Annotated in this window: 19 protein-coding genes and 5 pseudogenes; 7 read left to right on the top strand and 17 right to left on the bottom strand. The window is 34.5% G+C overall.

Going from position 1 to position 25,540, the window contains the following annotated elements; all coding sequences use genetic code 11:
• Positions 1-46: 46 nt before the first annotated feature.
• From R2I74_RS05960 to R2I74_RS05950, 3 genes are all read right to left on the bottom strand, one after another.
• Complete coding sequence (locus R2I74_RS05960; protein WP_316354537.1) at positions 47-793, bottom strand: MBL fold metallo-hydrolase; 747 nt, start codon at positions 791-793, stop codon at positions 47-49.
• 176 nt (positions 794-969) lie between these two features.
• Positions 970-2,280 (bottom strand): adenylate/guanylate cyclase domain-containing protein, encoded by a 1,311-nt coding sequence (locus tag R2I74_RS05955; protein WP_316354535.1) that lies wholly within the window; start codon positions 2,278-2,280, stop codon positions 970-972.
• Positions 2,281-2,322: 42 nt separating this feature from the next.
• Positions 2,323-3,789, bottom strand: a complete 1,467-nt coding sequence (locus R2I74_RS05950; protein ID WP_316354533.1) for a PAS domain-containing sensor histidine kinase — start codon at positions 3,787-3,789, stop codon at positions 2,323-2,325.
• A 129-nt stretch (positions 3,790-3,918) separates the two neighbouring features.
• On the opposite strand from R2I74_RS05950, the gene R2I74_RS05945 reads away from it, so the two are divergent.
• The 5 genes and pseudogenes from R2I74_RS05945 to R2I74_RS05925 form a co-directional block, all read left to right on the top strand.
• Positions 3,919-4,404 carry a helix-turn-helix domain-containing protein gene (locus R2I74_RS05945; protein WP_316353080.1) on the top strand — a complete coding sequence of 162 codons (486 nt, stop codon included), beginning with the start codon at positions 3,919-3,921 and terminating at the stop codon, positions 4,402-4,404.
• Complete coding sequence (locus R2I74_RS05940) at positions 4,398-4,958, top strand: IS630 family transposase (protein WP_316353004.1); 561 nt, start codon at positions 4,398-4,400, stop codon at positions 4,956-4,958. The genes R2I74_RS05945 and R2I74_RS05940 overlap by 7 nt, the downstream gene beginning before the upstream one ends.
• A 246-nt stretch (positions 4,959-5,204) precedes the next feature.
• Positions 5,205-5,953: pseudogene (locus tag R2I74_RS05935) on the top strand (IS5 family transposase); the annotation flags it as partial.
• 137 nt (positions 5,954-6,090) lie between these two features.
• Positions 6,091-7,365 carry an IS256 family transposase gene (locus tag R2I74_RS05930; protein ID WP_316354189.1) on the top strand — a complete coding sequence of 425 codons (1,275 nt, stop codon included), beginning with the start codon at positions 6,091-6,093 and terminating at the stop codon, positions 7,363-7,365.
• A gap of 32 nt (positions 7,366-7,397) precedes the next feature.
• Positions 7,398-7,490 (top strand): annotated as a pseudogene (locus R2I74_RS05925) (IS5/IS1182 family transposase); the annotation flags it as partial.
• Positions 7,491-7,519: 29 nt separating this feature from the next.
• Here R2I74_RS05925 and R2I74_RS05920 read toward each other — a convergent pair.
• The 14 genes and pseudogenes from R2I74_RS05920 to R2I74_RS05855 all read right to left on the bottom strand — a co-directional run bounded on the left by R2I74_RS05920 (position 7,520) and on the right by R2I74_RS05855 (position 24,383).
• Complete coding sequence (locus R2I74_RS05920) at positions 7,520-8,629, bottom strand: AAA family ATPase (protein WP_316354531.1); 1,110 nt, start codon at positions 8,627-8,629, stop codon at positions 7,520-7,522.
• Positions 8,613-10,550, bottom strand: coding sequence for a Sca4 family protein (locus R2I74_RS05915; RefSeq protein ID WP_316354529.1), 1,938 nt, complete (start codon positions 10,548-10,550; stop codon positions 8,613-8,615). The genes R2I74_RS05920 and R2I74_RS05915 overlap by 17 nt, the downstream gene beginning before the upstream one ends.
• A 53-nt stretch (positions 10,551-10,603) precedes the next feature.
• Positions 10,604-13,960 carry a pentapeptide repeat-containing protein gene (locus R2I74_RS05910; protein WP_316354527.1) on the bottom strand — a complete coding sequence of 1,119 codons (3,357 nt, stop codon included), beginning with the start codon at positions 13,958-13,960 and terminating at the stop codon, positions 10,604-10,606.
• 104 nt (positions 13,961-14,064) lie between these two features.
• Positions 14,065-14,894 (bottom strand): IS5 family transposase gene (locus R2I74_RS05905; protein WP_316353063.1). Its coding sequence is split into 2 segments (ribosomal slippage): positions 14,065-14,504 and positions 14,504-14,894, totalling 831 coding nucleotides; the frame shifts between segments, so codons are not numbered across the junction.
• Positions 14,895-15,251: 357 nt separating this feature from the next.
• Positions 15,252-16,103 (bottom strand): DUF2608 domain-containing protein, encoded by an 852-nt coding sequence (locus tag R2I74_RS05900; RefSeq protein WP_316354525.1) that lies wholly within the window; start codon positions 16,101-16,103, stop codon positions 15,252-15,254.
• A gap of 12 nt (positions 16,104-16,115) precedes the next feature.
• Positions 16,116-17,207: a glycosyltransferase family 4 protein gene (locus R2I74_RS05895; protein ID WP_316354523.1), complete on the bottom strand. Its 1,092-nt coding sequence runs from the start codon at positions 17,205-17,207 to the stop codon at positions 16,116-16,118.
• A 276-nt stretch (positions 17,208-17,483) separates the two neighbouring features.
• A complete protein-coding gene (locus R2I74_RS05890) occupies positions 17,484-18,806 on the bottom strand; it encodes an MFS transporter (RefSeq protein WP_316354521.1) in 1,323 nt (440 codons plus the stop codon).
• Between the two features lie 306 nt (positions 18,807-19,112).
• Positions 19,113-19,433 carry a hypothetical protein gene (locus R2I74_RS05885; protein WP_316354519.1) on the bottom strand — a complete coding sequence of 107 codons (321 nt, stop codon included), beginning with the start codon at positions 19,431-19,433 and terminating at the stop codon, positions 19,113-19,115.
• 409 nt (positions 19,434-19,842) lie between these two features.
• Positions 19,843-20,847 carry an IS701 family transposase gene (locus R2I74_RS05880; protein WP_316353273.1) on the bottom strand — a complete coding sequence of 335 codons (1,005 nt, stop codon included), beginning with the start codon at positions 20,845-20,847 and terminating at the stop codon, positions 19,843-19,845.
• Between the two features lie 72 nt (positions 20,848-20,919).
• Positions 20,920-21,075, bottom strand: a pseudogene (locus R2I74_RS05875) (helix-turn-helix domain-containing protein); the annotation flags it as partial.
• Positions 21,076-21,172: 97 nt separating this feature from the next.
• Entirely contained in the window at positions 21,173-21,544 is a 372-nt protein-coding gene (locus R2I74_RS05870) for an IS630 transposase-related protein (protein ID WP_316354518.1), read from the bottom strand.
• Between the two features lie 117 nt (positions 21,545-21,661).
• Positions 21,662-22,562: pseudogene (locus R2I74_RS05865) on the bottom strand (DMT family transporter).
• Positions 22,563-22,774: 212 nt separating this feature from the next.
• Positions 22,775-23,476, bottom strand: a complete 702-nt coding sequence (locus R2I74_RS05860; RefSeq protein ID WP_316354516.1) for a hypothetical protein — start codon at positions 23,474-23,476, stop codon at positions 22,775-22,777.
• Positions 23,477-23,483: 7 nt separating this feature from the next.
• A complete protein-coding gene (locus R2I74_RS05855; RefSeq protein WP_316354514.1) occupies positions 23,484-24,383 on the bottom strand; it encodes a radical SAM/SPASM domain-containing protein in 900 nt (299 codons plus the stop codon).
• Positions 24,384-24,714: 331 nt separating this feature from the next.
• On the opposite strand from R2I74_RS05855, the gene R2I74_RS08225 reads away from it, so the two are divergent.
• Both R2I74_RS08225 and R2I74_RS05850 read left to right on the top strand, forming a co-directional pair.
• Positions 24,715-25,068: a transposase family protein gene (locus R2I74_RS08225; protein ID WP_394355860.1), complete on the top strand. Its 354-nt coding sequence runs from the start codon at positions 24,715-24,717 to the stop codon at positions 25,066-25,068.
• 71 nt (positions 25,069-25,139) lie between these two features.
• Positions 25,140-25,491, top strand: a pseudogene (locus tag R2I74_RS05850) (DDE-type integrase/transposase/recombinase); the annotation flags it as partial.
• Positions 25,492-25,540 lie beyond the last annotated feature (49 nt).

The following is a 25,540-nucleotide window of genomic DNA, read 5'->3' as shown; positions in this document are numbered from 1 at the left end:
AGCCTGTCTGACACGTGCATCTAAGAAGTCTAGGAATAACGTATAATTAAAATAGGAATGCTTGCCCTTTCTGTACAAATCCTAAAAAACCATCATCTTGAGCATTTGGCAATGTTCCTGAGTTATAATGGTATAGCCACATTTTACTTTTGATATTTAATGGTAATTTAATCAATTCATCATAATGAGCATGCACAGCGCTCGGAGTATTTTGAGTCTCACAATCATGAAAAATAATATTACTTTGTTCATAGTATGTCAGGAATTGATCGAATGCCATCCTGGTATCTGTAGTAAGGAATATTCTTTGATCATTAGCTTTAAAGAATAAACCATAAGAATCTACTAGATGATGATTATTTTTTACATGCACGGTTTTAACTAGTTCAAAATTAATATTTTCCCACTGAAAACATCTTGTGTGATCTAAATATTGGGGAATAAAATATGTTTCAAGAGTGGCGCTTTCGGTATCTAAAGTTTTCATACCTGCTGATAAGGAATGCTCCCATAGATTATTTAATATATTTTTATGAGCTATAAGATAAGGCTTAGTACAAGAGGTATCAAATTTACGAGAAAAACCAAGCCATTCAAGTCCACCACTATGATCAGCATGAATATGACTTATATATATGGAATCAATATCTTTATAGGAATATCCTAAATCGCGCAAAGCAAACCTAGCATCAGATCCACAATCAATAAGTAACTTTTTATCATTAGACTCAATAAGTATATTAGAATGATAATTATTACTGGTAAAAGCAGCTCCACTACCAATGAAGGTCATTTTCATTTAAATAATATTATTGATTCAATCATTGGTTACTACTCTAATATAGCTAGAGTCAGTTAGGTGGTAACAGTTGAATTTTAAGGTGATGAAACTCCGCATAGATTACTTTGTTTCGACAACCCAATCTTGACAAATTTGACTGTTACCACCTAACTGACCGACGCTATATTTTATTTAACCATACAAATGGTGGCTCCATCCCACGCTTCCGGACAGCCATTTGCTATAAAATTTTTACAGCGTTCGATATATAAGAGCAATAATTGGTCACTTGGTTTTTGCTCCAGACATTGGACAAATAATTTTTGTGCCGCAAAAAAATCTTTGCTTTGATATAATTGACAAGCTTTTTCCATATGAACCTGAATAGATAGCTTATATGACTGTTGATCTAAGCTATCTGCATCAAAGACCTCGTATAATTCAGTGATTTTAGATTTACCTATGACTTTAACTTTATCAATAAAACGTATTTTAAATTGCTCAGTACTTGGTAATTTACTAAGCACATCACCAGTAATTAATAATTTAGTATTATAAATACGGTTTAGTGATTCAATGCGCGATGCTACGTTAACCGCATCGCCTATCGCAGTATCGTCAATTCGATCTTTTGTTCCTAAAGTGCCCAATACTACTTGACCAGTATTGATCCCAATTCCTACCACTATTGGCTGCAACCCCTCTTTAATTATAACTTCATTAAATTCATCCAATATTTTAAGTATTTCAATACCTGCTTGCACTGCATATTGAGGTAGTTCTTTAAATAAAGCTATTATGCCATCACCAAGAAATTTATCTATAAATCCTTGATTGTGCTCAATAATAGGGTTAATCTTATTGAAATAACGATTCAGAAGGTTAAATATCTGCTCAGGAGTTAACAGTTCTGATAATGTCGAATAGCCAATAATATCACAAAATAATATAGAGAGCTCAAGATTTTTCACTATTTCAGGCTCAATATTGTCAAATTCTTTAATTAACAACATTTCCAAAAATTGACGAGGGACAAATTTACGAAAAGTTGCTACTTGATTCTCTAAATTTTCTAATAGTCTATGTTGTGTTAACCCTTTTTCTACAGCTAATAATAAACCTTCTTCATCCCAAGGCTTGCGTAAGTAGCTGAATAGATTAGCATTGTTAATAGCATTTATTGCCGATTCCAATGTAGCTTGTCCTGTAAGTAGTAATTTTATTGGTTTTGGATATAATGAATGAATTTTAATTAATACCTCGTCACCAGTCATTCTTGGCATTAATTGGTCAGTAATAATTAGTGCTACTATATTTCCTTCCTCATAAATGTCTTTAATAATTTCTAATGCTTCTTCTCCGCTTTCAGCTATTTCATATTCATAACTATCTTTAAATTTATTCTGTAACTGCGATAATAAACTATCTAAAACAAACTTTTCATCATCTACACAGATAATATAGGCTTTTTTTTGAGATTTTTTATAATCAGCTTGCATTGCAAAATCCTGTTTCGTCTGGTTGTGTATAGCTAGAGTCAGTTATGTGGTAACCGACGCTATAACTGGTAATATTATTTTAAAACATGTAGAGCCTGGTCTACTAGTAAATGTGATTTGGCCGTTATGAGTCTTAATAATTTTCTGACAGATCGTTAGTCCTATACCGATTCCTTCGCCTCTAGGCTTAGTAGTAAAATATGGTTCGAAAATTCTTGAGATAAGTTCAGGCGAGATACCAGGGCCATCATCCTCAAATTCGACAATAATGTTATTTTCTTGTAGCGAGGTGGTGATAATGATTTGACCATTACCTTTCATCGAATAAATAGCATTATTTAATATATTCGTCCAAACTTGAATTAATTGTTCAGCTCTACATAGAAATTTAGGCAGTGGCTGATAATTAGTAATAACATTAATGCCATATTTTAATTTGTTATGCAGGATAGTAATGGTAGTATCTATATCACTACATATATCTGTTTCGGTGATCGTTCCAGCATCTGCTCTAGAATAAGAGCGTAGGGCAGTGACTAGTGAAGAAATTCGACTACCAGCTACTTTTATATTCTTAATATGCAAGTAATTTATGCCAAACTGTTTCAAAAGCTCAATAACATAATTACCATTTGGATTCTTCAAGAGTGACAGCACTCCATCCATATTCTGATCAGTAAAACCCATGCTTGCTAGATCTTTGCTTAAGGTAGATGACAGATCTAGACCATTAGCAACCAGTTTTTCACTAATTAGTTTAGCAGCACTGCGGCGCTCTTTAGTAGACTGACCAACATAATTAAATGATAAAATTTGCGTGCATAAGTCACGGTAAATAGTTTTTTGTGATTCAGCTAAGTTTAGGAACTCAACATCAACTTGCGTAGAACTACTGCAATATTTTTCTATCTCTCCAATACCAGCAATAATTGCTCCTAGCGGAGTATTAACCTCATGCGCAATTCCTGTAATAAGCTGACCTAAAGATGCCATTTTCTCAGATTGAATTAGTTGCAACTGATTTTGTTTCAAAGTATCTAACGCTGTCACTAGTTCTTGTGTGCGCTCATTAACCAAATGTTCGAGATTTTCTTTATATTGCTCTAATTGCCTTATGGCTTTAACTTTTTCGGTAACATCACGAAAGCTCCACACTCTACCTACAATCTTGCCTTCTATTTGCTGTGGAATAGAGTAGCGTTCAAATATTCTACCATCTTTAAATAACAAAGTATCAAAACTTTCTTGTGTAAGATCTTGATATAGCTCTTTTACCTTCTCTACGAATGATACAGGATCTACAAGCTGGCTAAGCACATAGTTCAAAGCCGGCTCGTCATTTTCTTGTTGCTCAATTTCAGGAGGAATATGCCATAAATCTATAAAACGTTTATTATAGCCAAGAATTTTACCGGTATTGTCTACAACCAATATACCATCAGCAGTAGACTCTAAAGTAGCTAATAACAACGAAAAAGACTCGACATGCGACAATATTTTATATTTCATAAAATTTAATTATAAGGTAAGTTATTACATGATAGTGTTCGCGGAAACTTATACCAATTGCAATAATTAACGCGGTGGCCTAAAATGGATTTTTAACGGATAAAAGGTACTCAAATAGCTAAGTTAATATTGCCGCTAGGTTTTCATGATCATGATTTTATAAAAATGATGAAACATGAGCCGCATGGTCGGAATCGCATACGTTTATTGGCGATGTATCACCTTCAATTAGGCAAATCTTTTAAAGCCATATCTGCAATAGTGAAGTTGCACTGGAAAACCGTGCAATCATGGCTCAGAAGATTTAGAAATCATGGTTTTGAAGGTTTATTTGAATCACAAAGAAGCGGCGCTCCTAGGAAGATTAACACTCTACAAGAATCTGCTCTTTTTGATAAAATCAATATGCTCAGTGAAAGTGAAACTGGCGGGTATATAACCGCAAAGGAGCTACATAACATGTTGCTTGAGGAATATGGCGCTAAATGCGCTTTAAAAACAGTCTACAATACTATGCATCGCCTTGGTTTTAGCTGGATTACTTCTCGTTCAATGCATCCAAAGTCAAATCAAGAGACTCAAAATACATATAAAAAAACTTCCCAGACATGTTAACAGAATTATTACCAAAAAATATCGATAGATGTAACGTTGATATATGGTCTCAGGATGAAACTCGAGTTGGGCAACAAGGTAGCTTAACTCGTATATGGGCTAAACGCGGCACTAGACCCCGTAAAGTTCGGCAACAGCAATTCATTTCAACATACATTTACGGAGCTGCTTGCCATGATACGGGAGAATCTTTTGCATTAATTTTACCATATGCCAACACACGGGCAATGAATAAATTCTTAGAAGACCTTTCTCTCACTACTCAAAGCAACCGACATATAGCTTTACTAATGGATAATGCAGGTTGGCACACAGCCAAAAAACTAACTGTTCCAAGCAATATCACTTTGATACCGCTTCCGCCTTATGCACCAGAACTTAATGCAATGGAACAAGTTTGGGAGTGGATCAAAAATCATTTCTTGTCTAACCAATGTTACGGTGCATATGAAGATATTGTCACTATGGCTTGTTACGCTTGGAATCAACTTGCTCAGAATGTAGATTTAGTAAAATCAATTATGTATAGAGACTGGATAAATACACCGTGTTAATTATTGCAATCGGTATTAGGCATCAAGTTAAGGAAATAAAGTAATATAACCAGTCTGAGTGAGCTGAAACCATTAGTGAAGCAATCCAGTTGTAGCTACTTGTTTGAAGACATGCTCTAAAGCTCCTCGCAATAACGGGTTTTACTTTATTTCCTTAACTTGACGCCTATGGTTGTTAAACATTAGACCTCTTTCGAAACTGGACTAAATATGCTATAAAGTCGAATTTACTTAATTTAGAACTATATGAGATATAAAAATTTAAGCATTTTATCGGAAGAGCATTTTAGAAGATTAACTGGGGTAAGAAATAGTACATTCGAAAAGATGGTAGGGATTTTAAAGACAGAGAAACAAATAAATAGGAGGTACCAAGGTGGCAGAAGAGCTAGTCTTAGTATGGAAGACAGCCTATTAATGACACTTGAATATTTAAGGGAATACCGTACCTATTTTCATATAGCTAAGAATTATGGGGTTAGCGAAAGCAGTGCATTTAAAACAATTCGTTTTGTTGAAGACACTCTAATAAAACATCCGGATTTTGCTCTTCCAGGTAAGAAGGCTCTAGTTAAAAGCGGTATGGAGTATGAATTAGTTTTAATAGATGCTACAGAAAGCCCTATAGAGCGACCCCAAAAAAACAGAAATACTATTACTCAGGTAAAAAGAAAAGACATACGTTAAAGACTCAAATAGTAGTAGATAAGAAAAGCAAACGAGTCATATGCACTTCTTTTTCCAATGGTAAGCGTCATGATTTTAAATTATTTAAAGAATCAAGAACCCATATACTGCCTGAGGTTAAAGTGATTACTGATACTGGTTATCAAGGCTTACAGAAGATTCATACAAATTCTGAGCTACCAAAGAAAAAGAGTAAAAAGAATGCTTTAACCAAAGAAGATAAGAAAAATAATAGAAGTTTAGCAAGTGACAGAGTATTAAATGAAAATGTTATAGGTATGTTAAAGCGTTTTAAAATAATTGCTGAGGACGTTCAACAAACTGTGTCAAACCTAGAAAGATAATTTTTTAATGATAAAAAATTATCTTTGCAACCGATTCAGGATAAAGATAAATTAATAAGTAATTTATCTTTATAAACTGTACAGAAAGCAGAGAGTTTGACATGAAGAAGAATATAAACAGTAATAATTTAACTGAAGTTAGTTTAGCGCAGCAAGTAACAAATTTACCTTCGACACAAAATGAGGCGTTAGCCGAGATTGTTAGGGGTCTCTATCAAGGCAAACCATTACTTGGTAAAGGTGGGCTGTTAACAAATTTAGTTAAAGACTTAACACAAATAGCTTTGCAAGGTGAGATGGATTCTCATTTAGAAGAAGAGACGCTTGAGCAAGGCGGCAACCGCAGAAATGGCGTTGCTACTAAAACTATGAGAACCGGTAGTGGTGCCTTTGAACTTGAAGTACCCAGAGATCGCAACGGTAGTTTTGAACCACAATTAATTAAAAAACGCCAAACAATATTAAATGAGGAACTTGATAATAAAATACTAGCCCTTTACGGTCTTGGGACATCCTATGATGGGATAGCTAATCACTTACAAGAAATTTATGGGGTAGAAGTATCGGCAGCTACTATCTCTAGTGTAACTGATAAACTAGTGCCAATGCTAAATGAATGGCGAGCAAGACCGCTTGAATCGGTATATGCAGTGATGTTTTTAGATGCAATGTTTTTTAAAGTAAAGCAGGATAATAAAGTCATCACTAAAGTACTCTATAATATTATGGGCATCAACAGTTCAGGATATAAAGAGATACTGGGATTTTATCCCGCTGAATCAGAAGGAGCGCATTTCTGGCTTTCAGTATTAAATGATTTAAAAGCACGAGGAATTGAAGATATATTGATTGCCTGCATAGATGGTCTCAAAGGTTTTCCGGAAGCGATCAGTACGGCATTTCCTAGAACTGAAGTACAGCTTTGCATAGTACACCAAATTCGTAATTCATTAAAAAATGTTGCCAGTAAGAACCAAAAAGAATTCATGGTAGATTTAAAAACTGTCTATCAGGCAGCAAGTAAGGATTCTGCTGAGTATAATCTATTACAACTTGACGAAAAATGGGGTAAAAAATATCCAATGGTTATAAAATCCTGGCAACAAAATTGGGATAATTTAACCACTTATTTTAAGTACTCGAACGAGGTAAGGAGGCTGATTTATACTACCAACCCTATAGAGGGTTTTCATCGTCAAGTCAGAAAATATACCAAAACTAAAGGCTCATTCACATCAGAAAACGCCTTGTTTAAATTGATGTTTTGCGCTATAAAACAAATTACAGCTAAATGGAATATGCCGGTACCAAATTGGGCTTTGGCAATTTCTCAGCTGGATATTTATTTCCCAGACAGACTAAAATTTAGGAGATGATTTTTAAAATGACACAGTTCACCGAACACTCCCTAATTGCTGATAAATATCGAAATAGACGCAAAAGATTTGGTCTTAGGTTCAATTTAATTGCTGGTTTATATAATTGGGATCTTGGTAAATGAGTTTCGAAAGAGGTCTATTCTCTTTTGCATTAAATATTATGACGACCTTTTGTAATAGGTTTAGAAATTTTAGGGGTATGACTTGGTTGTGACACACGCTCATTATCCTCTAACTTAAGAGAATGCATGTGCTTTACAGTTTTAGTTATATTTTGTGCTTTTGATTTTAATTTTGATGCATGTGATTCTTCAGATTGCTGGTCTTTGCTTAAATTATCAGGAACACCTATTTCTTTTACTAAACGTTTTAGCGTTTTTAATCCACGATGATCGGGATTGGTCGACTCCTCTTGCTCATATCGTTTACCATGAATATGGTGATGTTTTTTTACGAGATGATGCGCTATATTTTTATCTAACTTTGGATCAGCTAATAATTCTAACTCCTTATCTCTTTTAGCGCATTTTGTCTTTATAGCATTCAAGGTTTTGCTATGTTTATCAATTTTTTGTTGATGTTTAACTTTTAATCCTATTAGCTCTTTTCGTTTTTCATGCGGCAAGTCGGTAGTTGCTAGCATTTTATCAAACTGTGTTATTTTTTCTTGTTTATATTTAAGAGAATTAGTAAGCTTTTCCTCTAATTCATATATTTGCGCCCATTTTTTAGCCTTTGTTGCTAATTTCTCTTCAGCTTTTACTTTTTCGTCAGCATTATCATGTTGACCAGTCAATTTTGCTTGTTCACTTTTACTTAGCTCTTTACCTGACAATGCTTTTTCTAAAAGCTTATTATCATGTTCCAATTCTTGTAGCATGTTTGTGCTATATGAATTATATTCTTTTTTTAAAGATTGTATCTTTTGTTCTTGCGTCTCGTGAACGAATGCCTCATCGAAATGCTTATTTAAATCCGCATTAGCATCCCTTTGCATCTCTGTTGATCCAGATTGGTTGATGGCGGTATCTTTTATTTGCTGTTCTTGTGCGGCAATTTTAAAGCTAAGATCACTAACGATATTACGCAATGCCGGTGGAATATTAGGCATGGCCAATAGATTGGTAATAATGTTATGCAATCTGTCAAAATCAGCTAATCTTAAGCTACTAATTTCTGCTTTAATCTTGTTAATTTCATTGATGACGAAAGCTTGATCATCATTTGGCTTCTTCTGCGTATTTTTATTTTGAAAGGGCATCTTTACCTTTACTTTGAGATCCTTGCTCTATATTAGGTGTTTGACTTGGTTTTATTGATCCAATTGATTCTTTGATTGGTCCTTGTTGTTGAGCTTCTAAATTTGTTTTAGCTACAGTTGCAATTGCTTTAGCATCCTTTGACATTTCGAGATCAATCTGTGCTTTGGTCTGATGAGAGTGTTTATCTATCATTAATCGTTTTTGCGTCTCATCCAATTGCTTTGCTGTGTCTATGTTATCAGTTTGTTTCCCAGGATTATTTACTACTACGCCTTCTTTGCTTTTCTCAATTTCTTTTTTCTCTTGCTGTTTTCTTTGATCAACTTCTTCTAACTTTTTCTCAACATTTTGTTGTGACTCTACTACCGGCTCTTCTTTTTTAGGCTCTTTATCTTTAGAATCTATTGACTTAATTTCAGATTTTGTAGTTGCTTGCACCACCTCATTATTAACATCAGTTTTGCTTAATGATTCTATAGCTTCTTTTTTACTTTGTAATCCTTGGAATCCGGCTTTTTCTTCTTTTGTTGGATCATCTACTTTGAGTTTATCTTGATTAGCTTTTTCTTTGTCTTTTTCTTGCCCTTCTAAAGCTGATTCTTGTTTTTTACCATCTAAGTCCAATTTTTGCTTAGCTTCTACTGTTAAATCTGTAGATTCAACTTGTAGTACCTTGTCCATACCTAATTTTTGTGCAAGAGCAGCTTTTTCTTTTAATTTTTCTTCAGCAGTAAGTTCTAGATTTTTACTCTCTTTGCCTTGTTCTAGTTCTGGATTCTTGATTTCTTTATCACTTTTCTCCTGTAACACTGCTTCAAGGCCTAAAGTGTTAGCAAGTGATTGATTTTCTAAAGATAATTTTTGATTAGTAGCTTCAATTGCCAAATCTTCTTTAGGTTTAACTTGTGATACTGTATCAGCACCTAATTTTTCAGCAAGTTCATTAGTTTTGGCAGGAACATCAAGACTTTGAGATAAATCCATCCCCATACCTTGATTTTTAGCCACTTCTTTCATCATTTCCTTATACTTACCTTGAGTTACTGGTAAAGTATAAACATTGCCGTCCCGTTCTATATAACCTATAGCATCATCACCTTTTCCCATAAATTTTACCGGTACTGGTGTACTAACTTCAGTAAGTTTGCCTTGTTTATCATAATGTGCACTAAAATAAACAGCTTTATCTTCAGCAATATTTTTACCGTCTGCACCCTTGACGGCCATCGATAGATGTAGTGGGCCTTCGCCCGTTAGCTCTTTTGGAAAATCAACTTTACGGTAACCAGACACTTCCTTTGTTGAACCATCAGCCAACGTTACTGTGGTTGGTTCCTTAACCATAGTTTCAGTTAAAGTACATAATGACTGACCGTCTTTATTTTTTACTTCCTTAGACCGAGTGGATTCGTTTGATCCAGGCTCCCATTGTAAATCCTCAAATTTATCTTTAAATTTATTGTGAAATTGACCATAACCCTCTACCTCAGCATTATTCAATGCCGCATTAAGCTTTGGATCAGCAAGAGCCTTATTGATTGAATCTTTATTCTTTTCGTCTTGTAAAAACTGATTTAATTCTAATTGACTAAGTTTTTTGATTTGAGCTTTTTGTTCTTCGTTTTCAGCTTGATCGCTTAAAGCGTTTTGTAGTAACCCAAGTTGTTTGGAAATAACTTGGTCACGAATTTCTTTAGTAATAGTGTCAAATTCTTTATCTTCAAAGCCAACACTGTCCTGAGCAGTTTTTTGCGGTTGAATTTGCTGTTCTTGCTCTAGTTTTGTCTGTAGTCCAGATTCAACTTCTTTGTCTTTAACTTGAACTACTGTCTCTTCCTTAACCGATAACTGCGCTTCTTCTTTGTTAAGTTCAGTGGTTTGTTTTATTGGTTCTATATGTTGATCTTCTATTTTACTCATATTACTTATGTACTACTTTTTATAAATGTCTCTAAATAAATCACTTTTCTTGTTTATATTGCATTTGAATTACCACCACGACCACCTACCTGTTGTGGTGCTTTTTTATTGATAACTGTAGTAGATTGATCTTTTGATTTATCTTCCTGTTTTGTTGGTTGTTGTGATTTTAAATCACCGATTTTAGAAGCTGTTTCTTGCAATTTCTGTGAAACATTATCCTGTAACTTCTCTTTTTCGACAGTTTTATTAACAGTTTGCTGCTGCTTTTCTAAGGTAGCTTGTTTCTCTGTGCTCAACACCTGATCCAATGGTGGAGTTTTTTGATCTTGCTGCCTTGCTAGATCATTTTTTAACTTATTCTCTAATGTTGTATCTGGTGAGCCCATAGAATTTTTGAGTTCTTTAGCTTTCTCATCAAAAATAGCCTGGCACTTAGTTTGTTCTGCTATTAAGGCCTTGAGCTCAGGACTACTACCATATTTTTCCGCTCCTTTTTCACAGAGTTCTGTTAACCCTTTATAACCATCCTTCCCCCACTCTGCCAAAGATTTTCCAGTTGCTTTCTCGACAATCACATCTGTACTAACACCAACAAGAGACCCAGCAAGTATTGGCCCAATTGCCAGTCCACCTGTGGCCAGAGCTAATGTTACTCCCAGAGCTGTTCCAGCTCCCATTTCAACGCCAGTAGTTTTCTTTAGCACCTTATTTGCTACTTCGCCAAGTCCTGCTCCCGCTATTATTGCAGTAGGACTACCAGTTACGCTAGCAGCAAATAATCCGCCAACTACAGCACCAACACCAGCATGTTTGATCCCATAATGCGCACCTACAGCTCCAATAGCTGCTCCAGCTAGAGCACATCCACCATATACTGCTGCTGCTGCTGCCAACCCTAAACCACCAGTAGCAACAATTCCAGCAGCAACTGTTATTGCAATCCCTACGCCTACTACCGCCCCGACAACTTTACCATATTTAGAAATAAAACCGCCTATTGCGTCTTTAGCTTGTCCAGCAAGTTCTTTTGCTTTGTTAAGCCCTTTTCCACACCAGTCCAAAACTGTCCCAGCAGCCTTTTTATACCAGGGCATATTCTTAGCCGCTTCTATTTTCTCACTTTGAACTTTTTGTTCTTCAATGGATTTTTCTCCCTTGTTTTTTCCATCACTACCATAATCCTGTAGTTTTCCTACCGCACCTTTGATATCAGCTCCAGCGAGGTTAGTATTAGTATTAACTTTGGCTTTCGCCAGGTTAACTTCTTTTAATATAGCTTCTTTTAAGTTAGCATTTTGTAAATCAGCCTCTGTAAAATCAGTTTTAGTAAAATCAGCTTTTTTCGCTTCAACGCCTTCCATAACAGCTTTAGTAAAATCTGCACTTCTAGCTTTAATATTATTCAACTTAGCACCAGTCAAATCTACACCAGATGCTTTTACTTCATCTAATATTGCTCCATCTAACTTAGCGAACCTGGCTTTAACGCCTTCAAGATCTGCTCCACTAAGCTTAGCAAATTCTGCATCAACTTTATCCATATTAGCGCCGACAAAACTCACTCTCTCGGCATTAATTCTCTTTAGGATTGCACCTTCTAAATTTGCACCATCAAGTTTGGTAAATTCGTTTAATTCAGCGTCTGATAAATTAATGCCTTTGGCTTCTATACCTTTTAATATCGTATCTTGTAAATTTGCTTTGGTAGCAGTAACGTTATTCATATGTGCTTTAGTAAAATCACTCTCAATAGCATTACAATTAGTTAAAATTGCCCCATTTAAGATTGCATGCTGAGCTTGTACTTTCCTCATATCAGCACCAGCAAGAGAGATACCTTCCATATTCGCAAAATTAAAAGTAGCTTCTTTAATTGTAGTTTGATCCCATTTACCATTTTTAATATTAGCATAATCAAAATTGGTACTTTCAATTTGCGCAAATGATCCATCGGAACGTGGCATGTAAGCTCGTTTAAAATCACTGTCTTTGATGCTTGCAGCGTTAAAGTTAGTATTAAAAAAGTTAGCATCTCTAGCAGTAGTATTGTCAAATATTACTCCTTGCGTACGTGTTGAACCATCGATTTCTATTCTTTTAAGACCAAGATCAGCTCCTTCAAAACTTGAGCGACTAATATCAGCGCCGGTAAAATTACACCCACGTAAATCAGAGCCAGCAAAGCTTACACCATCTATTTTAGCATTAGTAAAATCAAGGCCGGATAAATCCACTTTTCTTAATGAATTTGTGCTATCTGTATTACCTTTAGCAGAACAATCAGCGATATACTTCGTATTAGGATCTAATTTTTTTCCCTCTTTTGCCAGCTCCTCTTTTTTAATCTCTTTGGCAAAGTCATTTAAAGATAATTTTGTCTCAGTTTTAATACGATCTAAATAAGTGACAACATTTTCTCTGGATAATTCAACATATCCTTTTGGCTGATCTCGCTCTGCTTTACTTGAACCTCTGGTATAAGCAGGATCAAAAGTATCTGATTGACTACTAAATACATTCTGAAAGCTTTTATGCATTATGTAGTCTTTTTCTGGAGGCTTAGCTCTCATTTCCTTTAGTTCTGCACTTAACGTGTCATAGTGTTTCTGGTCTTCTGCATTGGTAGTAAATCTAGTAACACCAAGTTTGCTATACGCTTCCTTAACCTCTTGTTTTTTCTTATTTAATGATTCTGTATAATCTTTATTAGGAAAACCCCCAGCTTTTGCTTGGTCTAACTCAGTCACTAAATCATCATATTTTTTGTTTCCTTTATCCACCCCTATTGTGACATATAATTTTTCTGTAACCCCTAGATTTTTATATGCTGCATTCACTGCTTGTTCTTTTTCCTTTACTAATTCCTGACGTTCTATTGTACGAAATATATCACCCTTAATATCAGCATATTGTCTGCCTAAAGCAGAAGTGGTGCTAAATTTGATACCTGCAACTTGATCACCCGTCATCATATTGTCAAATTGACATGTCGCTAAATCAGCGCCACGGAAATCTATATTTTTTATGGTATTATTTCCCTTAAAATTAGCATTAGTTAAATCAGTGTCACAAAATACAGCATCTGTCAGATCACAGTTAGTAAAGCTGGTATTTTTGATAATACTACCACTAAAATCCACTCCTTTTAGGTCAAGCAAAGAACTTACTGCTGTTCCATTCTTGTATTCCCTATCAAATTCCATACCAGATAGATCTGCTACTACTACAGTATTTGAGCCCTTGTGAGCACTATTTTCCTTTAGATAATCATTTAAAGTTATATTAGAATTTTCTTTCAATGCTTGCTGTTGTGCTTGAACATAATTCTTGATCTCATCCAAAGTTGGTTCATACGCCTTTATTTTAACGTTTAAATCAAGTTTCAGTGACTCATCAGATTTAGCCATATTTTACTTTCTATATTAAGTTGATAATATCCAAATCAAAATGGTACTTGATTGCAAGACAAATCACAATTTTGGTTAATGAAACATTAGACCTCTTTCGAAACTCATTTACCAAGCTCCCAATTATATAAACCAGCAATTAAATTGAACCTAAGACCAAATCTTTTGCGTCTATTTCGATATTTATCAGCAATTATTTTAAAACGCTTTAACATACCGATAACATTTTCATTTAATACTCTGTCACTTGCTAAACTTCTATTATTTTTCTTATCTTCTTTAGTTAAAGCATTCTTTTTACTCTTTTTCTTTGGTAGCTCAGAATTTGTATGAATCTTCTGTAAGCCTTGATAACCAGTATCAGTAATCACTTTAACCTCAGGCAGTATATGGGTTCTTGATTCTTTAAATAATTTAAAATCATGACGCTTACCATTGGAAAAAGAAGTGCATATGACTCGTTTGCTTTTCTTATCTACTACTATTTGAGTCTTTAACGTATGTCTTTTCTTTTTACCTGAGTAATAGTATTTCTGTTTTTTTGGGGTCGCTCTATAGGGCTTTCTGTAGCATCTATTAAAACTAATTCATACTCCATACCGCTTTTAACTAGAGCCTTCTTACCTGGAAGAGCAAAATCCGGATGTTTTATTAGAGTGTCTTCAACAAAACGAATTGTTTTAAATGCACTGCTTTCGCTAACTCCATAATTCTTAGCTATATGAAAATAGGTACGGTATTCCCTTAAATATTCAAGTGTCATTAATAGGCTGTCTTCCATACTAAGACTAGCTCTTCTGCCACCTTGGTACCTCCTATTTATTTGTTTCTCTGTCTTTAAAATCCCTACCATCTTTTCAAATGTACTATTTCTTACCCCTGTTAATCTTCTAAAATGCTCTTCCGATAAAATGCTTAAATTTTTATATCTCATATAGTTCTAAATTAAGTAAATTCGACTTTATAACATATTTAGTCCAGTTTCGAAAGAGGTCTATTATAATAAATTTTGTGATATATGGTAAAATAGCTTTGTAAGCGTAGTAATTTTTAGTTTTTTTGATAATTTAACTACTGAGAAATTCGAGAGTGTTTAATGAGCTGTGTCAATTAAAGATAAAGCTCGTCATTGCGAGACCATTTATGGTCGAAGCAATCCAGTCAATTTTGACCGCCGAGTTTTTCTGGATTGCTTCAGGCAAAGCCCTCGCAATGACGACTTGACATGGTTCATCAAACATTCGCAGAAAATTTAGACAAAAATCAATAGGAGGATAGTTGCTTTAATAAGCTAATCTTTTGTATTTGGTTGCTTTAACTGAGTTTGTATTTCTAGTTCACTCAACCAATGTTGCTGTTTTACTAAGGCATTAAATTGATAAGTAGCTAATTGTTGATTTAATGGTAATTTAGGTCTATTTTTCACGGCTGCATATACAAATCCTTGAAACTCTATACCCTTGCTTTTGCAGAATGATTCTACAGACATTACGTTTTTAATCCTATTGTCAACAAAGATAATTTTTTTTACTGGAGATTTTACATGAACAAGAAATGCTTCCAGCACTTCACCTTTTGGTAATCTACAGGTAAAAATTATACCTTGTTTAAACATTGGAGTGTATTTCGTATTATGTAGGTCTTGTAAATGTGAGAAAGATAATGTTGGTATCTGTGAAAAGCTGGAGCTAAAATCAATACCTAAAGCTTTTAATTTTTCGATACGCAAATTTTCTCGATTATCAATTTTACCAAATTTACCGGTATATCCACTAGTTAAAGCTAGTGTCTTGATGTGCTTTGATTTTGCATTGGCTATTAAGTTTACTATATCAGGATCAACTAGGACTGGTTTATAATCCATCAAGATTATACTTTCTATAGTTTCAGTATCTTTTGTTGGCAAATGCGAGAGGAGTTGTTGCTTAATTTTTTTTCTTTCAACTTTATAGGCAGGAGTTAGCACCTGATCTCGTGCAATCATCAGTACTTCCTGTACATCAAATATTAACAAAGTATGTTCATTGGAGTTATTAACTGCCGTTTCGATAGGAAGTAAGCTACTGGTCTGAATTACTTCTGCTTGCGCATAATTTAACATAATAAACAATAAAAAGGTGACACTAACAATTAAATGATTCATTGACTTACTGCATTAATTAAACATACATTTTGAAAAAACTTGACTAATCTTTGGACTAATCTCAACCATATCATATGTCTTTATTCGCTCAAAAGCTGACAAAGTAAGATATTTTACTAATTCTTGCTCACCTATGATGCGTTTAATTGCAGCGCTTAAATTATCGTGATTTTCAGACTCAAAAATCAGACCATTTACGCCATGCTGTACAATTTCCATAGGCCCAGGAACATTACTCACGATTACCGGAATTGAATGTAAAAAACCTTCCAGGATCACTAAACCAAAAGGTTCATAGCGAGATGGTACACATAATATATCTATGCTATTGAAAAAATCTCTTTTATTGTCTATCCAGCCTACCATGTTAATTTCATTATGTAAATTATATTTATATATAAGATCTTTTATATTATTATACTCAACACCATTTCCAGCAATTTTTGCTTTAAAAGCTACATTTTGTCGTTTTAATGAGGCTAAAGCTTTGATAAAAATATCCACTCCTTTTATTTTTTCTAAACGTGCGAGTATACCAATTACTGGGATAGCTTTAGGTTGCGGAGGAGAATAAGTGAGATCAACTGGTATTTTTATCATATTAGGGATATGAAATATTTGATCCATAGGATATCCTTTAGATATTAACTGTTGGCGCATATCATTGCTAACAGATATAATATAATTGCAACGAATAATATGAGCGAAGCTATAATCATGACATATACCGATAATAGGAATAGCTGCTTTAATCTTATTAGCGCTAGGAGGTCTATTTAATAATCTATTTAATAAATTATGTATTAATAATCTATGGCGAATAACTTGGGTCAACATATAATGCGCCCGATTTCCATGAGTGATGATTAAATCTGGGTTTTCTTTATTGATAATATTATATATCTTAATTAGTGTTATGATATCGTATTTTGAAAAATTATTTACTGCATAATAAGGAGAAGTGATTAATGGTATTAATGGCGATTTTTTATGTACTAAGGAAATAATTTGATTGTTTGTAGATTTTATACATTCGTTATAATCTAGGAACACCTGTTCCAAACCTCCAATACGAGTCGTAAAAGTAACATTAATTATTTTCATAGGCCTCCCCCTGGAAGGAGTTGATTTTGGCTTCTTGTTTTGTTGAATTATAATATTGTTTCAGCAAAGCCTCGCAATTGTATGTACGCGCCTATGCCTAGATACTTTAATTCATGATAAATTCTAGTAGAACCATAGCTCTGCTGATTTATCACTTCCTTGCACTAATTTCACTGCTTCTCTTTTAAATTCATCGTATATTCATTTTGGCATCTTTGCCACTCCTTTCCCTTGATAGACTTTGTGTCAGGAAAATTAGGGCAAGATCAAATTGCGTTAAGCGGTCGACTTAGCACTAGCATTCCAAGTTAAAGCAAAAAATATTGCACCTAATATTGCTGAGAGAATAAAAAATAAAAATACCCCATCCCAGCCCGAAGAATCAACTATCCAACCCACGCATACTCCTGATAATGCCGAACCAAGATAAGCAAATACGCTGGCCAAACCATTAGCAGTACCAATAGCCTGTTTGCTGGTAAAATCAGCAGAAGCAACACCTATTAGCACTTGCGGTCCATATACAAAAAAACCAGCTAAAGTCATAGCACACATACTAAGTAATTCATAACCTGCTGGTATTTGCCAAAATAAAATCAGCATGATTGCCAGTGCAATCATAAAAATTGACCCTACTGGTCCACGTCTCCCTAAGAAAATTTTATCCGACATCCAACCTGCACAAAGACCACCCAACAACCCTAAAATCTCATATGCTGCGACTTGCCATCCCGCCTGAGATAAACTCATACCTTTTAATTCGCGTAAAAACATTGGTGCCCAAAATATAATACCTAAACGTACCACATATAAACACATATTTGCCATACAAACGTACCACATTAATCTATTTATAAACACCATTTCTAATAATTGACGTGTTGTCAGCGCAAGCTTATTACCAAAAGGAATACTATCTTCTTTGTATTCTTCTACTACTGGTAAATCAACTTCATCTGGTGAGTTTCTCAATCGATCAAATAAAAAAATGGCGATTAATATACCTACGACTCCTGGGACGAAGAAAGCCATTTGCCAACCATAGCTATCTACTAAATATCCACACAAGACCATAGTTATAGCGCCACCAATTTGATGCGAGGTAGCTCCTATCGCCCACTTAGTGCCTAATTCTTTTGGCGCAAACCAGTGTGTTAACATCCGCGCTATTGGCGGCCATCCCATAGATTGAAACCAATTGTTTAAAATCCACAAAATTCCTAAACTTGTAATACTAGAAGCAAACCCTGAAAAAAAGGTTACTATCCCAACTAAACCAAGGCCACATGCCATAAATATACGAGCGTTGGATTTATCGCTAATAAATCCATTAACAAACTTTCCGACACCATATACTATGGAAGCAGCTGTCAATATCCATCCAAGCTGAGTTTTAGTGACATGAAAATGATCCATTAATACCGGCATGGCGATATTAAAGTTCTGACGACAAAAATAAAAAGTAGCATAGCCAATAATAATCGAATATAAAATTCGAATACGCCAACGATTATATCTTCTAGCATATGGCGGTCTTTTCTTTATCGTATCTATAGGGGAAGGTTGTATAGGTTGAAGAATAGAATCTGTATTCTGCATAAGGTCTTGCTAGATTGAAATTTTGTTATAAGTCGTTCATACTAGTGTTCAACACTCAAAAACTGGCACACGAAGTTAGGAAGACTGATTATTAATCGTCCAACAAGTACATTACAAAAATAATAAATTAAAAGCTAGTTAAAATAATTAAACTTAATATTACAAAATGTTTCAATCAAGAGAAGCATCATATATATAGTAGCTCAGCGAATGAAGCTAGTAGCTAAAGTTAGATGTAAATTTAACTAAGCATAGTCATTGTGTACAGATCTATTGCATAAAAGTAATTTTAGCGAGTGAGTGCACCTAAAACACGTTAGCGAGCTCGTTAAAATTACTTTTAATTTGTATGCTTATAGTGTATTTCAATATTTTTGTTGCTAAATTCTTATTATAGCCATGGATCAAAATATGCTCTTTGGAAGGATCATATTTTTCATTCACTTCTTCATGAAGTGGGGTTTGATAAATTAATTCCACATACTTTCCATTAAGGTGTGGAGAAGCTGGCTTAATTGGCCTGAATTTAATCCCATACTCCATTAATCTTTCTTGGACTTCATAAGCAAAGAACTCCTGTCCCCTATCTGTCTGAATGCACTGTATTGGGAAGGGCATACGTTCCATAACCTGTTCTAAAAATCAAGTGTATTTATCGCAGTTCGTCGTTTATATAAAGCTAGAACTTTGTATCTAGTGCCATCATCTATAGCGGTATATTGATATAAGCTACTTACAATTTTACAAACGTCCATCTGCACTCGTTCCACTGGAAGCTTGCAATTATACCTTTTGGCTTGTTTACGATAATGCCTTTTCTTTTGTTAAGTACGGTATATTATTCTTCTTAAAGACTTTATGAATGGTTGCTAGTGATAGAGAAATATCATGCAATCTCTTAATCTCACTTTGTACCCTTCTAACCCATAATTTACATTCATTACGTATAGATGACAAAAGTTTTTCTTGTTGATCTGATACTTTTCTTAGGAGAAGAATGAGGCTTGCGACTAAGCTCTTTTAATCCTGTCAGGACTTACGCAAATCGCACGACAGGGCTCTTTAATTCCTGGATTAAATAGTTCCTTAATAACCCGCTCTTTAGCTGATATACGGTGCTAGAAGCAGCATTTGCAGCTTTTTTCAAACAATTCCAGACCATGATAGCGCAAGCTATATGATTTCTCTGTATTCTTCCTATTCTACATTGGCACTTTTCAATACCGGTGACTTGCTTGACTTCACGATGAAATTCCTCAATCTTCCACCTGAAGCCATACTCTTGTTGTACAGCATCAAGCGAATTTTGAGCCATGTCGTTTGTGACGACATAGTCAGTTCTGTTGGTAGAAACAGTTACTCTGAATAATTTCACTTTATGATCTTTAGGAAATTTATGAATCTTGATAATCTTACCGTTGCTAATATCATCAGTACTCCAATCCAAAGAATCAACTCTACAGTAAGCCTTATTACCGTTGCTATCGTCTACTAAACGATTACTTTTGATAGGACAATAGTAATATTTACCGATAGTTTCTATTTGAAGTAGAATCGAGGTTGTCGCATACCAACTATCCATAAGTACTGTGTTAAATGCAACCTTTTTGCTATAATGAGCATTACGCAGCATTTCTTTAACGTGATCTATTTTAGTTAAACCGTCTTTATCGGGATTGAATATCCTATAATCTATTATCCAAAACTTATTCTCTTCAGGATTAACATAAACACAGGTCACAATACCTATGCCTTTTATTACTTCCTTGGCATTGCCGCTATATTGATACCTGACTTCATCTATATTATTCGAGTAACTTTTATCTAATACGCTATCGTCAAATAGCAACTTGCCGTTAGCGCTGAAGATAATCTCTTCTTTACCGTGTTCCCATATTAATCTTGGTGATAATTTAGCATTCGCTAGATATCTTCTGACCCTGTCGTCGCTTAAACCTTCTACATGATCAGCAAAATTTGTAATAGTATAATTTGTCTGGCTCGATAATAAATACTGACAATAATCTATTCTTGTAGTCATCTTATACTCACAATCTAAATTACATTATACTCCCATAATATCTCGATTCTTATCTAATTTCATTAGTCTTGCGGAAGTCCTGCCTGTTATACCTTCTTCTGCATAACGTTTTAACCATTTGCGTAAAGTAGGTCGAGAAATACCACATCTGCTACATACAATCCCTGCGTCTTTTACTTCTTGATATAATTTAATCCAATCTAAACGCGTTTTTTGTAATTTATCCATTCATGGATTTTAGCACATCTAAAAATTGAAACAATCTCTATGAATCATACACAACTGGGGTTATACAAGATGTTGAGCAGCTATGTTTTTTATACTTTTATGCATTTATTTCGTTTCTCTTCATTAGCTTCCACATAGGTAAAGGCTTTTTTTTATAGCTAAATCCTAATTGACGTAAAATTCTTCCAGCTTGAGAAGCTGTGATTCCGTATCTAACGCCTATTTCAGATAATTTAATTTCTGGATTTGCTAGAACATATCTTTCTAAATTTGACTTATCAACTTTACTTTGAAAACCACGCCTAACTCTTGGTTCTACATGCCCTTCTTTCTTATAGCGAATGTACCAACGATTAATTGTGTTCTTGTGGATATTAAATAATTTCGATGCCTCTAATTGGCTGTGATTATTATTGAGGTACAATATTACTTTTTTTCTTAAATCTGTACTATATGGACTTGTTGTCATTTTTTGCTAGATTATACCTTGTTATATCACCTAATACAACTCATTTAACTATCATACAAGATCAACCATTATATAGATTGCTTTTCTGTTCTCGCAATCTCATAAATTATTCCTTACTTAACTTGACGGCGCCTTGTCACCTTCTATATTATTAATTATTATTTTTTTCTCCGAATAAACTATAAACAATGTTGAAGGGAGAATAATTAGAGCTCCATAAATAGTGCTTTGTTCTGGTACCTCCTCAAAGATTAGAAATGCTGCAATTGCAGAAAATATTAGTTCAAAGTACCTATAAGGTGCACTTGCAGTAGCTTCAATTAACCTAAAGGCTTTTAATAAGAGGAATAAAATTAAATTTGCGCTCATACCTAATATAAAAAGTAAAGATAACTCTAGCATATTTGGAGTTTGCCAATATACAGCTGCCATAGGAGCTGATAGTATAGTTGTAATTAATGCAGAGTAGAATAACATACTAATCATTGATTCTTTAATTACAAATTTCTTGTTGATAATATCCAACATCGCAAATGCAAGAGCAGCGGATACAAATATCAGTACTTCGGGGTTGAAGTCGACTGCATGTGGTTTTAGAGCAACTACTAACCCTAAGAATCCAATAATATTAACTACCCATCGCTGCCAAATTATATTTTCATTAAGGAAAAAGAGCGCTAAAACTAAGGTAAAAAGAGGTATAGTAAAGCTAATTACCGTACCAGTTGTAATTGGTGCTATAGTTAACCCATAGGTCCATGAAGCCATACCAAAAAATAATAAAATTCCGCGTATTATATGAATAAAAGGGTTACTTGTCTTTAACGTATCCCTGCCATAATACCAAATAAATGGTAAGAGAGTAATAGCACTGAAAAAGAATCGGAAAAATGCAATTTCAAAGCTGTGCAAACGAAGACCAGCATATTTTGAAATTATATCATTTAAAAGTGCTACTAGCTAAACTTAAAATAAACCATCCAACTCCAATAAAATAGACACGTAGCTTTTCATTCATATTATTTTTGTCTCTTGTCGCTATTAGTAAGCCATCGTGGTGGCATAGCAATCTAGTTAATACGTCATTGCGAACTTCAGCATAGAGCAAATCCAGTAGCCATTGCGATGAGAGCGCAAAAAGCTGGGTGTGGCAATCTCTCTCCTAAGATTGCTTCGCCGAACGGCTCGCAATGACGTTGGCTTAGCTTATGGTTAGCTCGAAACAATTTATTACACCTCTCCATTAGGAATCTGAAATTCATCTTCTTCAACAGGCTTACGCATGATAGTGTAGACTAATGAATCTCTGATTTGATCATTCTTTGCTAATTCAATTGCAGATTCTCTGCTATCAAGCAGCGTGAACTTGAGCGGATTAGGTTCAACATAAATGATCATAAATATATAGCGATTAGAATTAACCAAATCCCAATGAAAATCGAACCAGTGTTCAGATAAGTTAGAACATGACATACCATGAATCATTAAACCCTTTGGCAAAGTATAGTCATGCATTGTTTTAAACATTTGCCAAATATCAGAAACCTGCTTAGTAGTAGCTAAATTCACTACTACTCCATATTTTTTTGACACATCTATTATAGGTATATTTTGTTTTAACGCATCTTTTGCGTCATTAAAATCAATAGACGTCATTGATTTTGGGTGCCAAAAGGTATCCCACCATATTTTTGCGATCTCAACTGACATACTTTGGCGCTGCTCTTTTGCTATTTCATCTAGTTTTTTGAACAAAGATTGTTTGGTATCTTCTGCTGCAAAACGATAAATATCTTGTGCCAGAATATCTATAGGAATATCACCATGCCACTTAGCCTCACAGCAGTTTAGGATATCAGCATTTAATGAAATTATATGTTGCTGCTCTCGCAAAAATAGTATCAAGTTATATTCGATAACCGTAATCTTCATTATACTCTCATAAAAAATTACAACGATTACAGGGATCAACCTCTAATCTTGACTTGGTATTCGCCCGTAATTGCTTGTAATGTGGAGAATTGTAAATTTCAAGCAAATGAGTTTTATTGATATCTCCTATTGGATATTCTACTTTTCCGTCCATACAACAATGTGCAACAATACCAGTTGATGTGATTGAAATCTCAAACCAGCGGTTGCAGCCTACATTTGGCGGGATTGAGGTAGGAGTCGTTGTAACTTGTCCCAGCCACTCACTCCTTACAACGACTTGTGATTTAAATAATGGATATTTTGCTTTAACCCACTGCCTAAATTCTGTATCAGCTGGTGAATTATCACCAACTCGCGATAGTACGACTATTGTTAAGAAAGATCCAGCGACTTTTGCATTATGTATCATATCCAATCGTTCAATGGTTCTCTTGTATGGCAGTTGCATTGTTGCTTCATAATGCTCTTGACGATGATCATTAAATGAAATCCATAAATTTATGATATTTCTAAGAGAACTTAGCTGCGACAAAATACTTTTTGTTATTGGGCTTGCATTAGATGTAAGAGTAATTGCTGCATTAGGAAGTCTACTCTCAAACTTTTCTAATAATCCTAATAAACGGTTGTCAAGAAACGGTTCGTTAACTTTGAATGGACTAAGTTGAAATTTGTGTAATCTAGGAATGTCTTCCATATCATGAATGATCTTTTCGATTAACTCATCGCTCATACGAGTACCCTGTCGCTCAATAGTAGGATAAGGACAGAAATTACAAGCCGCATTACATTTTGCAAATGTTTCAAGATGTATATGACATGGGAAGTCTATACTGGAAGAATACCGTTTCTGATCAACTGTTTGCTGGTATTGTAAATATTCATCCGTGAGCGTGGTAATCATCGTATTGTCTACTTTATAATTATTAATATTAGTTCTCGATAAGAGTTAAATGATAACTCATTACGAGTTTGTTTTCAAATTTCGTTAATTAAGATTGCACAAAAATAAAGTTTTGCGTATATATTGTGTTGAATTTAGGTTGAAATATTACAAATTATTGGAATTTAGACACAACTCTGGCTCTTCCGTACTTCCCCTGTGGGATAGCAATCAATGAGAATATGGGTTTATAGTGGTATGGATAAATATATAATCCTCAATAATAGCCGTCAAAATGTCCAATTTCATACTCTCTCTAGGCATAAATTCTCTAAAAATAATAGCTTAAACCATTGATACGCAAGGGAATATCATCTTTGACGTAGAAAGCACGAAGACAGAAACAGTCTGCCATAAGTGCGGACAATTAACAAATAAACGGTATGGTTTTGATGAAACAATAACAGTTCGTTATCTGTCTATTCTAGGCACACCGGTATACTTGCGTATACACGTTGCTCGTTATGAATGCCAACATTGTGATGATCATCTGACTACATCGGAACAGTATGATTGGTGTGAAAGAAAATCTAAAACAATCAAAGGTCTTGATAAATATATAAACCGCCAACTAATTCATAGTACTATCCAGGATGTCGGTAAAAAAGAACAGATTAGCTCTAAAAATCGTAGAGTCCGCTCTTAACAAGAGTGTTAATATGGTCGTGGATTGGGAGATGAAATTGCTATAAAAAAAGGTCACAACTATATCGTAAACAAGCCAAAAGGTATAATTGCAAGCTTCCAGTGGAACGAGTGCAGATGGACGTTTGTAAAATTGAAGTAGCTTATATCAATATACCGCTATAGATGATGGCACTAGATACAAAGTTCTAGCTTTATATAAACGACGAACTGCGATAAATACATTTGATTTTTAGAACAGGTTATGGAACGTATGCCCTTCCGAATACAACGCATTCAGACAGATAGGGGACAGGAGTCCTTTGTTTATGAAGTCCAAGAAAGATTAATGGAGTATGGGATTAAATTCAGGCCAATTAAGCCAGCTTCTCCACACCTTAATGGAAAGTATGTGGAATTAATTTATCAAACCCCACTTCATGAAGAAGTGAATGAAAAATATGATCCTTCCAAAGAGCATATTTTGATCCATG

Origin of the sequence: Candidatus Trichorickettsia mobilis (assembly GCF_963422225.1) — a bacterium.
Classification (GTDB): domain Bacteria; phylum Pseudomonadota; class Alphaproteobacteria; order Rickettsiales; family Rickettsiaceae; genus Trichorickettsia; species Trichorickettsia mobilis_B.
Note: the sequence above shows the minus strand (reverse complement) of the source record. Positions and strands in the feature narration are given on the sequence as shown.

What these genes read in the sequence shown, in the direction of transcription:
- R2I74_RS05880 (WP_316353273.1), bottom strand. Translation starts at nt 20,847, where the DNA reads ATGACTACAAGAATAGATTATTGTCAGTATTTATTATCGAGCCAGACA.
- R2I74_RS05910 (WP_316354527.1), bottom strand. Translation starts at nt 13,960, where the DNA reads ATGGCTAAATCTGATGAGTCACTGAAACTTGATTTAAACGTTAAAATA.
- R2I74_RS05960 (WP_316354537.1), bottom strand. Translation starts at nt 793, where the DNA reads ATGACCTTCATTGGTAGTGGAGCTGCTTTTACCAGTAATAATTATCAT.
- R2I74_RS05885 (WP_316354519.1), bottom strand. Translation starts at nt 19,433, where the DNA reads ATGGAACGTATGCCCTTCCCAATACAGTGCATTCAGACAGATAGGGGA.
- R2I74_RS05940 (WP_316353004.1), top strand. Translation starts at nt 4,398, where the DNA reads ATGTTAACAGAATTATTACCAAAAAATATCGATAGATGTAACGTTGAT.
- R2I74_RS05890 (WP_316354521.1), bottom strand. Translation starts at nt 18,806, where the DNA reads ATGCAGAATACAGATTCTATTCTTCAACCTATACAACCTTCCCCTATA.
- R2I74_RS05930 (WP_316354189.1), top strand. Translation starts at nt 6,091, where the DNA reads ATGAAGAAGAATATAAACAGTAATAATTTAACTGAAGTTAGTTTAGCG.
- R2I74_RS05895 (WP_316354523.1), bottom strand. Translation starts at nt 17,207, where the DNA reads ATGAAAATAATTAATGTTACTTTTACGACTCGTATTGGAGGTTTGGAA.
- R2I74_RS05955 (WP_316354535.1), bottom strand. Translation starts at nt 2,280, where the DNA reads ATGCAAGCTGATTATAAAAAATCTCAAAAAAAAGCCTATATTATCTGT.
- R2I74_RS05870 (WP_316354518.1), bottom strand. Translation starts at nt 21,544, where the DNA reads ATGACAACAAGTCCATATAGTACAGATTTAAGAAAAAAAGTAATATTG.
- R2I74_RS05855 (WP_316354514.1), bottom strand. Translation starts at nt 24,383, where the DNA reads ATGATTACCACGCTCACGGATGAATATTTACAATACCAGCAAACAGTT.
- R2I74_RS05950 (WP_316354533.1), bottom strand. Translation starts at nt 3,789, where the DNA reads ATGAAATATAAAATATTGTCGCATGTCGAGTCTTTTTCGTTGTTATTA.
- R2I74_RS05920 (WP_316354531.1), bottom strand. Translation starts at nt 8,629, where the DNA reads ATGCCCTTTCAAAATAAAAATACGCAGAAGAAGCCAAATGATGATCAA.
- R2I74_RS05900 (WP_316354525.1), bottom strand. Translation starts at nt 16,103, where the DNA reads ATGAATCATTTAATTGTTAGTGTCACCTTTTTATTGTTTATTATGTTA.
- R2I74_RS05915 (WP_316354529.1), bottom strand. Translation starts at nt 10,550, where the DNA reads ATGAGTAAAATAGAAGATCAACATATAGAACCAATAAAACAAACCACT.
- R2I74_RS05860 (WP_316354516.1), bottom strand. Translation starts at nt 23,476, where the DNA reads ATGAAGATTACGGTTATCGAATATAACTTGATACTATTTTTGCGAGAG.